Annotated in this window: 6 protein-coding genes; 4 read left to right on the forward strand and 2 right to left on the reverse strand. The window is 61.9% G+C overall.

The features are described 5' to 3' along the window. Nucleotides 1–47 precede the first annotated feature (47 nt). Nucleotides 48–3,758, forward strand: coding sequence for a methionine synthase (metH, locus tag PSFL_RS09555; RefSeq protein ID WP_200656153.1), 3,711 nt, complete (start codon nucleotides 48–50; stop codon nucleotides 3,756–3,758). Between the two features lie 50 nt (nucleotides 3,759–3,808). On the opposite strand, the gene PSFL_RS09560 is transcribed toward metH, so the two are convergent. Next, on the reverse strand, nucleotides 3,809–10,921 hold the full coding sequence (locus PSFL_RS09560) for an NEL-type E3 ubiquitin ligase domain-containing protein (protein ID WP_397469948.1): 7,113 nt from the start codon (nucleotides 10,919–10,921) through the stop codon (nucleotides 3,809–3,811). A gap of 136 nt (nucleotides 10,922–11,057) precedes the next feature. Between PSFL_RS09560 and PSFL_RS09565 the strand changes: the two genes are divergently transcribed. Beyond that, nucleotides 11,058–11,273, forward strand: a complete 216-nt coding sequence (locus PSFL_RS09565) for a DUF2970 domain-containing protein (protein ID WP_057436772.1) — start codon at nucleotides 11,058–11,060, stop codon at nucleotides 11,271–11,273. A gap of 7 nt (nucleotides 11,274–11,280) precedes the next feature. Here PSFL_RS09565 and PSFL_RS09570 read toward each other — a convergent pair whose 3' ends face one another. Next, complete coding sequence (locus PSFL_RS09570) at nucleotides 11,281–12,360, reverse strand: ABC transporter substrate-binding protein (RefSeq protein ID WP_057436774.1); 1,080 nt, start codon at nucleotides 12,358–12,360, stop codon at nucleotides 11,281–11,283. A 452-nt stretch (nucleotides 12,361–12,812) separates the two neighbouring features. Here PSFL_RS09570 and PSFL_RS09575 point away from each other — a divergent pair, with 452 nt between their 5' ends. Both PSFL_RS09575 and PSFL_RS09580 read left to right on the forward strand, forming a co-directional pair. Then, a complete protein-coding gene (locus PSFL_RS09575) occupies nucleotides 12,813–14,471 on the forward strand; it encodes a nitrite/sulfite reductase (RefSeq protein WP_057436776.1) in 1,659 nt (552 codons plus the stop codon). After that, complete coding sequence (locus PSFL_RS09580; protein WP_029291397.1) at nucleotides 14,455–14,949, forward strand: DUF934 domain-containing protein; 495 nt, start codon at nucleotides 14,455–14,457, stop codon at nucleotides 14,947–14,949. Before PSFL_RS09575 ends, PSFL_RS09580 begins: the two co-directional genes overlap by 17 nt. Nucleotides 14,950–14,951: the final 2 nt, after the last annotated feature.

The following is a 14,951-nucleotide window of genomic DNA, read 5'->3' on the forward strand; positions in this document are numbered from 1 at the left end:
GTTTGCTATGATCCACGCCCTCCGTAATGCCTGATTAGAGTAGTCCCATGTCCGATCGTAGCACTCGCCTGCAAGCCCTCCACCAAGCCCTCAAGGAACGCATCCTGATCCTCGATGGCGGCATGGGCACGATGATCCAGAGCTACAAGCTGGAGGAAGAGGACTACCGTGGCAAACGCTTCGCCGACTGGCCCAGCGACGTCAAGGGTAACAACGACCTGTTGATCCTGAGCCGCCCGGACGTGATCGGCGGGATCGAGAAAGCGTACCTGGATGCCGGTGCCGACATCCTCGAGACCAACACCTTCAACGCCACCCAAGTGTCCCAGGCCGACTACGGCATGGAGGCGCTGGCCTACGAGCTGAACCTGGAAGGCGCACGCCTGGCCCGCCGGGTCGCCGACGCCAAGACCCTGGAAACCCCGGACAAACCGCGCTTTGTCGCGGGCGTGCTGGGCCCGACCAGCCGCACCTGCTCGCTGTCGCCCGACGTGAACAACCCCGGCTACCGCAACGTCACCTTCGATGAACTGGTGGAGAACTACACCGAGGCCACCAAAGGCCTGATCGAAGGCGGTGCGGACATGATCCTCATCGAAACCATCTTCGACACCCTCAACGCCAAGGCCGCGATCTTTGCCGTGCAAGGCGTGTACGAAGAACTGGGTGTGGAACTGCCGATCATGATTTCCGGGACCATCACCGACGCCTCCGGCCGCACGCTGTCGGGCCAGACCACCGAGGCGTTCTGGAACTCCATCAGCCACGCCAAGCCGATTTCCGTGGGCTTGAACTGCGCCCTGGGCGCCAGCGAGTTGCGGCCGTACCTGGAAGAACTGTCGAACAAGGCCGACACCTACGTGTCCGCCCACCCCAACGCCGGCCTGCCCAACGAGTTCGGCGAGTACGACGAGCTGCCAGCGCAAACCGCCAAGGTCATCGAAGAATTCGCCCAGAGCGGCTTCCTCAATATCGTAGGCGGTTGCTGCGGCACCACGCCGGGCCATATCGAGGCCATCGCCAAGGCCGTGGCCGGCTACGCGCCGCGCCAGATCCCGGACATTCCCAAGGCCTGCCGCCTGTCGGGCCTGGAGCCTTTCACCATTGATCGCCAGTCGTTGTTCGTCAACGTCGGCGAACGTACGAACATCACCGGTTCCGCCAAATTCGCCCGGCTGATCCGCGAGGACAACTACACCGAAGCCCTGGAAGTCGCCCTGCAGCAGGTGGAAGCCGGCGCCCAGGTGATCGACATCAACATGGACGAGGGCATGCTCGATTCGAAGAAGGCCATGGTGACCTTCCTCAATCTGATTGCCGGCGAGCCGGACATCTCCCGTGTGCCGATCATGATCGACTCCTCCAAGTGGGAAGTGATCGAGGCCGGCCTCAAATGCATCCAGGGCAAGGGCATCGTCAACTCCATCAGCATGAAGGAAGGTGTCGAGCAGTTCATTCATCACGCCAAACTGTGCAAGCGCTACGGCGCGGCGGTGGTGGTGATGGCGTTCGATGAAGCCGGCCAGGCCGACACCGAGGCGCGCAAGAAAGAGATCTGCAAGCGCTCCTACGACATTCTGGTCAATGAAGTGGGCTTCCCGCCGCAAGACATCATCTTCGACCCGAACATCTTCGCCGTGGCCACCGGTATCGAAGAGCACAACAACTATGCCGTCGACTTTATCAACGCCTGTGCCTATATCCGCGATGAACTGCCGTATGCGCTGACCTCCGGTGGCGTGTCCAACGTGTCGTTCTCGTTCCGCGGCAACAACCCGGTGCGCGAGGCGATCCACTCAGTGTTCCTGCTGTATGCGATCCGCAACGGCCTGACCATGGGTATCGTCAACGCCGGCCAACTGGAGATCTACGACCAGATCCCGGCCGAGCTGCGCGACGCCGTGGAAGACGTGGTCCTCAACCGCACCCCGGAAGGCACCGACGCCCTCCTCGCCATCGCCGACAAGTACAAGGGCGACGGCAGCGTCAAGGAAGCCGAGACCGAGGAATGGCGTGGCTGGGAAGTCAACAAGCGCCTGGAGCATGCGCTGGTCAAGGGCATCACCACCCATATCGTTGAAGACACCGAGGAATCCCGGCAGTCGTTCGCGCGCCCGATCGAGGTGATCGAAGGCCCGTTGATGTCCGGCATGAACATCGTCGGCGACCTGTTTGGCGCCGGTAAAATGTTCCTGCCCCAGGTGGTGAAATCGGCACGGGTAATGAAGCAAGCCGTGGCCCACTTGATCCCCTTCATCGAGCTGGAAAAGGGCGACAAGCCGGAAGCCAAGGGCAAGATCCTCATGGCCACGGTCAAGGGTGACGTACACGACATCGGCAAGAACATTGTCGGCGTGGTGCTCGGTTGCAACGGCTATGACATTGTCGACCTGGGCGTGATGGTCCCGGCCGAGAAGATCCTGCAGGTGGCCAAGGAGCAGAAGTGCGACATCATCGGCCTGTCCGGGCTGATCACACCGTCCCTGGATGAAATGGTGCACGTGGCCCGCGAGATGCAGCGCCAGGACTTCCACCTGCCACTGATGATCGGTGGCGCCACCACCTCCAAGGCGCACACGGCGGTGAAGATCGAGCCCAAGTACAGCAACGATGCGGTGATCTACGTGACCGACGCCTCGCGCGCAGTGGGCGTGGCCACCCAGTTGCTGTCCAAGGAGCTGAAGGCCGGGTTTGTCGAGAAGACCCGCCTGGAATACATCGATGTGCGTGAGCGCACCTCCAACCGCAGCGCCCGCACCGAGCGCCTGAGCTACGCGGCGGCCATCGCCAAGAAGCCGCAGTTCGACTGGAGCACCTACACCCCGGTCAAACCGACGTTTACCGGGGCCAAGGTGCTGGACAATATCGACCTCAAGGTGCTGGCCGAGTACATCGACTGGACGCCGTTCTTTATCTCCTGGGACCTGGCCGGCAAGTTTCCGCGCATCCTCACCGATGAGGTGGTGGGTGAAGCGGCCACCGCGCTGTACGCCGACGCCCAGGAAATGCTCAACAAGCTGATCGACGAAAAACTCATCAGCGCCCGCGCCGTGTTCGGTTTCTGGCCGACCAACCAGGTGCAGGAGGATGACCTGGAAGTCTACGGCGACGACGGCCAGCCGATTGCCAAACTGCATCACCTGCGCCAGCAGATCATCAAGACCGACGGCAAGCCGAACTTCTCCCTGGCCGACTTTGTTGCGCCCAAGGACAGCGGCGTAACCGACTACATCGGTGGTTTTATCACCACCGCCGGCATCGGCGCCGAGGAAGTGGCCAAGGCTTACCAGGATGCGGGCGACGACTACAACTCGATCATGGTCAAGGCCCTTGCCGACCGCCTGGCCGAAGCCTGCGCCGAATGGCTGCACCAGCAAGTGCGTAAAGAACACTGGGGCTATGCCAAGGATGAAGAGCTGGACAACGAGGCGCTGATCAAGGAGCAGTACAGCGGTATCCGCCCTGCCCCCGGCTACCCGGCGTGCCCGGATCACACCGAGAAGGCGCAGTTGTTCCAACTGCTCGACCCCGAGGCCCACGAGATGCATGCGGGCCGCAGCGGCGTGTTCCTCACCGAGCACTACGCGATGTTCCCGGCCGCAGCGGTCAGCGGCTGGTACTTCGCCCATCCACAGGCGCAGTACTTTGCTGTAGGCAAGATCGACAAGGACCAGGTGACCAGCTACACCGCACGTAAAGACCAGGATCTGGCCGTGACCGAACGCTGGCTAGCGCCGAACCTGGGTTACGACAACTAGGGGCGATTGCCAGGCACTCTGTTCGGGTGCCTGGCACACCGCTGGCAGCCTTATAGCTTCAGCTCGGCCCGTTCCTGCCGGGTCAGGCGGATCGCCAGCGCCCTGCGCTGCTCCTTGATCCAGGCACCCAATGCCGCGTATTCACGCAAGTACTCGGCACCGCTCTCGGGGTAGCGCTCATCCAGGCGATCGGTCTGGTGTTCCAGCTCGCGCGCCAGGGCCGCAAAATCCGTGGCGTACTTTTTCTTCAGGTAATTGCGCCAATACTCAAGGCCCACCAGCTTTTCTTCAAAGCCCGGCGTGCTCTCGCCCTCCAGGACAGTGGCGTATGCCCGGTCGAGGTCGGCCTGGGTCACTTCCGATAACTCGCTATACAGCATGCCGGAGGGCTGCCGGGGCAGGTCCAGGCGCTCGGCAAGGCCAATGCGCAGGGCTAAACGAATTTCCGCCGGGTCAATATCCTCATGGGCCTCGATGATGTCCTCGGCGATGCCTTCAACCGCCTCCAGGCGAAGCATGCCACGGGCGAACTTCAACAGGGCGGCGCCATCCTGACCAGCCTCGGCCAATCTCAACGCAGCGAACTCCTGCACGCGGGTTTCAAACGCGTTGAACATCAGGATTCTGCCATCCCCACAGGTCACCTCGGGCATCAACGCCGTCGCCCGGGCGAACACGTCCCGCCGCATGGCCGGGTTGCCGCCAATGGCCTCCAACACCGCCCATACGCGCTGGGTCAGATCGCCTGGCGCCTCAAGGAAGTCCTCGGTATTGCGCAGTTGCGACAGGGTGAAGAAGAAATCGTGGCTCCCCGGCTGTGCGTTGAGGTCGTCCCAGATCCGGTGCCTTGGCGAATCGGGCAAGACATCAGCAAACCAGCGTGCCTTCTGGATTTGTGGCGTTTCGATATCCGGATGATCCAGCGAGTAGTCAGGGGAGTCAAAAGCCCCCCGCTCATCGCGCTCCCAGTATCCCTGGATCATTTCCTCAAGCTGCTCGGCGGAAAACCCCAAGCCATTGCCGGTCTGCGCCAGATACCCCTGCAAACGCTCACAGCTTTCCTGCTCAAGGCGGTTTCCCGAGAGGTCAGTCCCCGCCATCAAGGCGCGGTGTTGCGGCTCAAAGGCTGTATCTGGCAGGGTCTCGATCCAGTTGTCGTGCAGGTCCAGGGTGCGCAGGCGCCCAAGCTCAAGCACTGTCATGGGCCACTCGTCCAACAGGTTGGTATGCAGGTACAACGTTTCGAGCCTGGACAGGCCACCGAGGTCCAATTCGCTCAAGACGTTCTCGCCCAGGTTCAGCCATTCCAGCGCCTGCAGGCGCGCCAGGTGCCCCTGAAGCTGGGAGGCGTTTTGTAGTTCATTTCTGCTGAGGTCCAAGCGTCTCAACCCGTGAAACTCTGCGAGGGCATCGGGCAAGGCTCGCAGGCCGTTGTCACTGAGGGTCAACGTACGCACGTGGCTGAAGGCCCGCAGGAACTCGTTGGAACCCTGGGCCGTGAGCCTGACGCGACTCAGGTTCAGTTCGGTGACGTGAGCGAAATACTTGGGCAACTTCGGCAGGTCGCCCAACAACAGGCCGGACAAATCCAGCAGGCTGGCGCTATTCACTTCAGGCAGGCTGGGCGTGGCACGTAGGGTGTGACGCCAGCTGTCCAGCACACGGTCCGCTGCGCGACGACGATCCAATACACTGACCCAACCGCCATCAAGGTAGCCATGGACATCTATCCATTCATTGAGCAGTTGCACCCACTGGCTGTACTGCCCTTCCCACTCATCGAGGCGTGCCTGGATCTGCCCGGAGTCAAGGCCGCTGGCTTGCAGCTCGGCTAGCCGTGCCACCGCCTGCAACTCGTCCAGCGCCGGGACCAGGCGTTGTATGCGGGCTGCGGGAGCCAGTGCAGCCGAGGCAAGTGCCGTGGGGAGTGCCACGAGCAAGTCGGGGCGGCGCAGGACATTCTCGGGAAAATACTCAGGCTCCCCCCCGGTCAGGCCCTGGGCAAGCAACTCACGGGGTATGCCCAACGGGTTTTCCAGGGCAACGGATGGGTGTTCAATCGCGTAGCGTCGCGCAAACGTCCGCGCATCGGTACGCGCCGTCACGCTGAGGCGACAACCGCGCAGATGGGTATTGGAAAGCAAACTATCATGCCCGCTCAGCGCCGCTTCGGGGATTGCCGTTACGGCGCTGTGGCTCAGATCCAGGCGTTGCAACGACGACAACTCAAGCACACCCTGGGGCCATTCGCTGATTGCGCTGTGACTCAGGTCCAACGTACGCAAGTCGTGGAAGCCGCTGACATCCAGGCGGCTGATCGGGTTGTACTGCAGGTGCAATGATAAAAGGCCGGTCAACCTGCTCAAACGCGCCTGGATCGCCGGGTTGATCACCAGCCAATTGTGAGACAGGTCGAGGTGGCGCAGGGACGAATGGGTAAGCAGTACCGCAGGCGGCTCGGTCAGGTTGTTGCGGGCCAGGCTCAATGTTTCGACCTGGGGAAACTGGTCGAGCCAGGCATTGATGCCTTCAAGGGAAACGCCGATATCCTCCAGGATCAAGCTGCGCACATGGGCAAACCCGTTGGCCGGCACCCGCGGTAAATCAATCAGGTTGGCGCCTGACAGGTCCAACACCGCCGCCCCGGCAGGAACGGGCTCAGCCTCTGCTACCAGGTGTTGCTCCAGGCCTTCGCGCCAGCAATCCAGGAGTTTTTCAGCGGCTACCTGACGATCCACCTCGACCCGGCCAGTGCTTGAATCGCGATCCGACCATTGCTCCAGCTCATCGACCAACCTACGGTATTGCGCCTGCACCGCGTTGACACTCTCCAGACGTTGGCGGGCCGTCAGCCCCTGCGTTCTGAAGCTGAGCAACACCCTTTCGGCGAATGTCGGGTCCGCGCGTCGCAAGCGAGCCAAGGCCCCTTCGCAGTAGGCCTGCACCAGTCGCTGCTCATCGACCAGATGGGCCGGATTGTCATGCAGGTACTCAAAAACCCGCATGAAGTCTTCAGGCTCATACGCCGCCCAATTCATCTGCAACCCGCGCCACAACCGTTGATGCCCGACCAGCATCTCGGCCGGCACCGAACGCAACTGGGTCTGGGCAAGGTCGAGAAACTCCAGGTGCTCAAGTGCCAGGAGCCCTTGGGGCCAGGTTTCCAGGGTTCCGGACACGGTTAAGCGGCGCAGCGCCGTCAGCCCTTGGATATCCAGGGTTTCCAGTTTGCCGGCCAGGGACAATCGTTCAAGCGCAGTCATGCGATTGAGCGCCAGCAGCACTTCAGGCGAATAGGTCAGCAATGGCCCGGTGAGCGACAGCCGGGTGATGCCGGGCACGCTCGCCAGCCGTTCAGCCACCTGGCCAAGATTGTTGGGGCGCACGTAGAGCTCCAGATACTGCACATTGGGAAATGGCCGAAATAAATCGCTGGCTTGTTGGGCGAGCAATCTGGCCCCTGACAGGTGCAGGGATCGCACATGGGAAAAGTCGGCCTCCATCTGCGGTAGCGCGTGCTCCCCGCGCAGATTCAGGGTGGCATGGGCGCTGCGGTCTCGGTCATAGCCCTGGCGCCAGCATTCGATGACGTCCTCTACCGAACGCAAGCGCTGCGCATCTGCCCCCGCCCATTGCTCAAGGGTGTTGCGCAACCCCAACAACTCTCGCTGGCGATTGGCGAACAACCGCCAGATTTGCGGGTTGCTTTCACCGTCACGTCGGCGCGCCCAGATCAGCTCTTGCGCCTGGGTGTCGCTGATATTTGGATACGCCGTGCGAACCTGGGCGATCAGAGAGTCATCCGCTGCAAAAGGCCCGCCGCGCCCCGATAACTCATATCCCAGGCGCCCGCCGGGCAGGCGCAGCGCCGGCCGGGACCTCGGCCTGCGCAACTTTAAGACGTCATCGGCCATAACGTCGCGGTGGCGCCTGGCGTAGGCTGCCAACACCGGCTGCAAGTCCGCCCCATGAGGGGTCAGCGCCAGCGCTTGACGCGCCGCTTCGGGCAAGGCATCGACGATCGACGGGAATAGATTACGGCCCTGGGCCGGTGCGCTATTGAGCGGCTTGCCGGCTTGATCCTGGGCCTGGAAACGATTGCCGCGTTTGATCAGGTAGCGACGCGTGGCGGCGTGCGCCTCGCCAATGCTGTCGACCAAGGGCCCTTGAATGCTGTCTACACGCATCTCCAGGCGCAAGCCTGAAGGCCATCCGGGCAGGCGCTCCAGGGTATGCAAGGCGAGCCGATCGCTGTCGGCGTTGGCGAGTCGGTCGCGGTGCAGGCCACTGATCGCTCGGCTCAAGCGCCCCTGGTGCAGGCTGCTGCGGGCCTGGTGATCCAGACGCTCGCTCAGCCGCGCGCTGTCTTGCAAGCGCCGCAGTTCCTGGGGGCTGGCGCTATTCAGGAGTTCCTCCCGGGCCCGTGCAGACAGCGAGGGAAACCGGCGTTGCAGCAGCCCCCGGTCAACCACCGGGTCACCCTTGGCAGATAACCGAGCGTCGAACAGCGCTGACTGGCGGTGCAGGGCATGATCGGCCAGGCGCTCGTTGAACACCTGCTCCCTGGGCCGCCCCCTCCAACTGGACGCACTGCCCAGCAGGCCGGTGACTTCCTGTTCGCTCAGGCCATTCAACAGCACCTGAGCGAGCTTGCCGTGCTGTAAATCGGCCCGGCTGATTTTCAGGGTCGGCAACTCATCATCTGCCAAGGCATGGCTGCCATAGCGAATGGAGCGCCCCGCCGGTTCCCAACGTCCGCCTTCCCACTCATCGATCAGCGGCGCGCCAGGCTGCTCGCCGCGCTGCGGCGTGCCCAGCAGACGCCGGGCCTCCTCCTCGCCCAGCCCCGTCTGGCCCTGCGCGCGCGCCACGAAGGCTACCTCCTCAAACACTTCCAATACCCGCCCTGGCGGCCAGCCGCCCATCTCCACCGTGAGGGGCAAGGCGTATTCGTGGCGGCTGTCCAGGCCGGCTCCACGGCGTAGCCGCCCGATCAGGTCGTCGACCTCCTGATCGACCCTGAATCGCTCCAGAGTGTCAGCCAGCCCTGCAGGCACCGGCAGGCCATCCATATGCACTTGGCGCAGCAGGTCGTCATCGACACCACTCACATCACCAATCAGCCCCAAAGTCTCATCAGAGAAGCCGTCGGTGATATGCCCCAGGCGCCGCAGCAGCGTCGGGCGGTCCCACGCCAAGGGCCGCTCATGACTATGGCGCCAGGCCCCCGCCCGGTTGTGCTCAAGGATCGGCTGATAGGCCATGGGGTCGTGCGGGTGTTTGATGCGCCATTTGTTGATCTGCGGATCGAAGGTTTTCTCGTAGAACGCGTTATCCATGTGGATGTGGAGCTGCCCATCGACCTCATACTGCCCCAAGACGTTGGGCTGGCGGCCTGACGCAAGGGTGAGGTGCTTCTTGTAGGGCGCCAGGTCGGGCCGCCATAAGCGCTTCCGGCCGTCCGGCAGCGTTACCGGCACCAGGCCTTCGATCACCGGCTCGGGCCTGAGTTGGCGCAGCGCCGAACCACCCGCCGCCATCAAGCCGATCAAGGCGAGGTTCTGCGCCAGGTCGATCAAGTGCGCACGGGCCGCCTGGCGGTCGCCCGCACTCCACTCCTGGGTTGCCTCAATCGCCCCCGTCAACAATTGCTCGACCATCACGGCCAGCATGAGCTCCCCCAACACGGGCACGAAGCCTGCCACAGCACCCAGGGCAAACATCTCGATATTGAGCACCATGGCCAGTTTCTGTTTACGCACACGGGCATCGACCTGCGCGGTGGGCACGGCGCGGCTGGCCGCATCGGCGATGCACTTGTGCCGATGTTGCTCATACAGGTAGGTCCACAGATCGACTTTATGGCTGCCGAACGCCTGGCCTTTGAACGCCATGGCCTTGGGTGCCAAAAACGGATCCGGGTTTGGCACCTGGGGGGCCAAAGGCAGCGGCGGGAAATTCTTCAGCCTCAAAGGCGTCAGCTTACTGACCAGCTCATACAGTTGCCCGATGCCGGGAAAATTCGAGCCGATTTTCTCGCGCAAGGTGGCATCGGGCGCATCCTGGGTGAATTGCCTGAAGTAATAAGGGTGGTCGGCGGCCTCGACGAACTGACTGAAAAAGGCCTGATACGCGGTTGGCCGCTCGACCCGGGTGGTGGCCGCGCCAGGCGTGGTGAAGCGGCGCTGCAAAGTCCCCAGCAACTGTGCGTGATCCTTATAGCGCTTGAGCGGATGATACGGGTCCTGGGGCACATAGAGGATCGGCGAATCCAAATGCTCATCATCGAAGGCCAGAAACAACACACACCCCGTCATGCGTAATTTCATCAGGCCAAGGTCGCAGATCCACACCGGTTGCCCATCCATCTGCGGCGCGCGCTCGCCGTTGATCACCGACAGGATCATGGTGTAGTCGTCCTCGGTAATGTCCTGGCATAAGCGTGCCAGCTCGGCCGCAGCCCTCATTGCCGCCTTTTGACTGGCAATGAATTGCTGGCGCAGGGTGGTTTCGACCGAGGCAAAGAAATCGCTGATATAGGCCTGGTACTTTCCGCCCAGATCCAGGCTGCGGCACAGCTGCACAAACTCATGGACCTTGAGCCTGCCCAAGCGCACGGGCAGCAACGGCTCGTCAGGTGAGGAACCGGAAGACGACACGTGCCAGCGGAAACCGGACGAGGGGTGAAAGGCCCCCTCCTCGCATTCGGATTCCTCGAAGTTATGCAGCGCAGCCTGCAGTAGCTCCAGTTTCAAAAAGTCGTAGGTCCGCGCCGCTATCTTGAAGTCACTGACCAGCAGGGATTTTCTGAGGCTCAACCAGGTGTCGACGTGGGGGGCCAGTGTGACGTCATATTGCTCTTTAAGCGCATTGACCAGCAGCGGCCTGGCAAACGCGTCGATCCCCTGCAAGGCAGACAGGCTCTTGTCCACCACCGTCTGCGTGGAAAAGCTTGCGGTAAAACAGGCATGCAACTGCTGGCGTTGCTCGGGGGTGGCACGCCAATAGGCCGGCGGCAGTGACGTATCGGCGTGCTTGAGCGCCGCCCGTCGTGGGGCAGTGCTCCCGATCAACCATTGCGGGGTGGCACCGATCAACAATTGTCGATGGATACTGGGGGTTGGCGGCTCAAGGCGCGCGGGCGTTACGGGAGAGTCGGGCATGATGCAGCTCCAGGAAAAGGAGCTCCAGCACATCACGCAGGTCAGGCGCGACAGCGGTAACTACGTCTACCTATTCCCCCGGCCTTGGCTATCCTGTTGGGAGACATCATGTCACCCAGACCTCGCAGGAGGACTCATGGACGCACCGGACAATAAACCGCCGACCTTCTGGCAGATGCTTCACAGCGTGATGGCTGCCGCTTTTGGCGTGCAGAGCGGCAAGAACCGCGCGCGGGACTTCACCCATGGCAAGCCCAGCCATTTTGTAGTGCTGGGGATCCTGTTTACCGCCGTGTTTGCCCTGACCCTCTTTGCCATCGTCAAGCTGGTGCTGCACCTGGCCGGGGTCTAGGCCGCGCTTACTTCCACAGCATCTTCAAGCTGAAGGGGTACTGGTAGGCCGCGGGCTTGCCCTGAGCCGACAGTGCGCGAAAATTCACCCCGTCGCCCTCGTGGTTACGCAGGTCCAGCAGGCGCTGGGCCTGTGGCTTGTCAATCAACTGAAATAACCTCACCTGACGCTCGCGCCCGCCATGGCGTTGAATGTCCACCCCACTGGCGTCGTCATGCAGCAGCACCATGGCCCAGCCACCGAGCGTAAAATGCCCGGCCACCAGCGCACTGATCCGCCCTTGCAAGCGCGCCTGCAACACCTCGGGGGAACTGTTGATCGCGCTGAACAACACCTCCTTGCCGGGCGTGCGCCCACTGCCATTCAAGGCCTGCATGGCGCCGAGGGCCATTTCATCATTGGCCGACCAGACCAGCGTCGCCTGCGGGTAGCGCTTGAACATCAGGGTTGCTTGCTCGAAGGCGCGCTGGCGGCTCCATTCGCCATAAACCAACTGGCGCAGGTGCACTTGCGGGTGTTCGCCCAAGGCCCGCCGCAGGCCATGCTCACGGGCCTGGGAAGTGGGGGTATTCTTGGCGCCGGAAAATGCCAGCAATTGGAGGGTTTCGCCCGCCGGAACCGGGCCGTGCTGACGCAGCAGCTCCTTGAGCATCAGGTAGCCGCCCTCCTCGTCGTTGGCGGTGATGCTGCCGATCCAGTTGGGGTATTTGCCGGCATCCAGCAACTGCACCTGGTCCGGGGTCAGGGCATTGTTGACGATCAGCAACTTGACCGGGCTGCCCTGGGCCATCCGCAAAATCTGCGGGGCGATGTACTGCTCATTGACCACCACCAGGTAATCCGGGGAATTGGGGCCTTGCAGTGCTTCGCGGGCTTGTTGCAAGGTGTTCTGCCCGTTGCGCTCCGAATAGCGCACACGCAAATCCAGGCCGAGGTCCTTGGCTGCGGCCTGCATGAATTGCGAATAGCTGACCCAGAAGGTTTCAGTGGACAGGCCGGGGTTGAGAAACACCACCGATGTGGCATGAGCGATCGTCCCGAACGTCAGCCCCACCCACCACAAGCACCCACAGAGAACCTTCAACATTACTGCCCGCACCCTGGAAATTGACCGATCATAATAATGGCAATGAGCCTTTTGATCTTGGCTATTTGTCAGATAGTAGGACAGTTGCGTGGCGATCAGCGCTCCCTATTGATGGCTGACCCAGAACACGGCGGTGGCAACCACCAGGATAATCAGGAACAGAATTGCCCAGGCATCCACACTGCTGTCGGGTTTGCGGGCTTTGGTTGGATTGCTCATCGCATCGCCTCTTGTCGGTTTTATGGCTGATTGCATTAAGACTCGACCACAGTAAAGTCGATGATTGCCCGCATGACAAATGTGGGTATCGCAATAACCGTTCTCATTAGGCTATTTGGTTATGTGCATATACTAAAACATCACTTTTGCGCATAAACGCAAGCTGGTATCGTTCGCCGGCTCCGTTGGGAGTGCGCGGCCGTGCGCGCAGATTTGCCGAGAACAGGACCTATATGTACGTATACGACGAATACGATCAGCGCATCATCGAGGACCGCGTCAAGCAGTTCCGTGATCAGACCCGACGCTATCTGGCAGGTGAACTGAGCGAAGAAGAGTTCCGCCCTCTGCGCCTGCAAAATGGCCTTTATGTCCAGCGTTTTGCGCCGATGCTGCGGGTGGCCGTGCCTTACGGCCAACTGACTTCGCGCCAGACGCGCATGATGGCCAAGATCGCCCGTGACTTCGACAAGGGCTATGCCCATATCAGTACCCGCCAGAACGTGCAGTTCAACTGGCCGGCCCTGGAAGACGTGCCGGACATCCTGGCTGAATTGGCCACCGTGCAGATGCACGCCATTCAGACCAGCGGTAACTGCCTGCGCAACGTGACGACAGACCAGTTTGCCGGCGTGGCCGCCGATGAAGTGATCGACCCGCGCCCGTGGTGCGAGATCGTTCGGCAGTGGACTACGTTCCACCCAGAATTTGCCTACCTGCCGCGTAAATTCAAGATCGCCATCAATGGCTCGGCTTCCGACCGTGCCGCGATCGAAGTCCACGATATCGGCCTGGAGCCGGTGTACAACGCTGCCGGCGAACTGGGCTTCCGCGTCCTGGTGGGCGGCGGCCTGGGGCGTACCCCGGTGGTGGGCGCATTCATCAATGAATTCCTGCCCTGGCAAGACCTGTTGAGCTATCTCGACGCCATCCTGCGCGTGTACAACCGCTATGGCCGTCGGGACAACAAGTACAAGGCGCGCATCAAGATCCTGGTCAAGGCCCTCACCCCCGAGGTGTTTGCCCAGAAGGTCGACGCCGAGATGGAACACCTGCGCGGCGGCCAGACCACCCTGACCGAAGCCGAAGTGCATCGCGTGGCCAAGCACTTTGTCGACCCGCACTACAAGGCCCTGGACAACCAGGACGCCGAACTGGCCGCACTCGACCAGCAGCACCCGGGCTTTGCCCGCTGGCGTACCCGCAACACCCTGGCGCACAAGCAGCCGGGCTATGTGGCCGTGACCCTGTCGCTCAAGCCGACTGGCGTAGCACCTGGCGATATCACCGACAAGCAGCTGGATGCCGTCGCTGACCTGGCCGAGCGCTACAGCTTCGGCCAACTGCGTACGTCCCACGAACAGAACATCATCCTCGCGGACGTCGAGCAGAGCCAACTGTTCAGCCTGTGGGGTGAGCTGCGCGAAGGCGGTTTCGCCACGCCGAACATCGGCCTGCTGACCGATATCATCTGCTGCCCGGGTGGCGACTTCTGCTCCCTGGCCAACGCCAAGTCAATTCCCATTGCCGAGTCGATCCAGCGCCGTTTCGACGACCTGGACTACCTGTTCGACATCGGCGAGCTGGACCTGAACATCTCCGGGTGCATGAACGCCTGTGGTCACCACCACGTCGGCCACATCGGCATCCTCGGGGTGGACAAGAAAGGCGAAGAATTCTACCAAGTGTCCCTGGGTGGCAGCGCCAGCCGCGATGCGAGCCTGGGCAAGATCCTCGGCCCATCCTTCGCCCAGGAAGCCATGCCCGAGGTGATCGGCAAGCTGATCGACGTTTATATCGAACAGCGCACCGAAGATGAGCGCTTCATCGACACCTACCAGCGCATTGGCATTGACCTGTTCAAGGAGCGCGTCTATGCAGCGAATCATTAAGAACAACGAAGTCGTCGACGAAACCTGGCACCTGTTGCCCAAGGACGCGACGTTCGATGGCATCTCCAACTGCGACGACCTGATCGTGCCACTGGCCCTGTGGCGCGAGCATGGTCATGCCCTCAAGGCCCGCGATGGCGGCCTGGGTGTGTGGCTGGACGCCGATGAAGAAGCCGAGGAAATCGGCGATGACGTGCAACACTTCCAGGTCATCGCCCTGAATTTCCCGGCCTTCACCGACGGGCGCAACTACTCCAACGCGCGCTTGCTGCGTGACCGCTACGGTTATAAGGGCGAACTGCGGGCGATTGGCGATGTGCTGCGCGACCAGTTGTTCTACCTGCATCGCTGCGGCTTCGATGCCTACGCCTTGCGCGCTGACAAAGACCCGTATGAAGCGCTGGAAAGTCTCAAGGACTTTTCGGTGACGTACCAGGCGGCTACGGATGAACCGCTGCCGCTGTTCCGTCGGCGCTAAGC

The organism is Pseudomonas sp. DD1 (assembly GCF_044510355.1).
Lineage (GTDB): Bacteria > Pseudomonadota > Gammaproteobacteria > Pseudomonadales > Pseudomonadaceae > Aquipseudomonas > Aquipseudomonas shahriarae.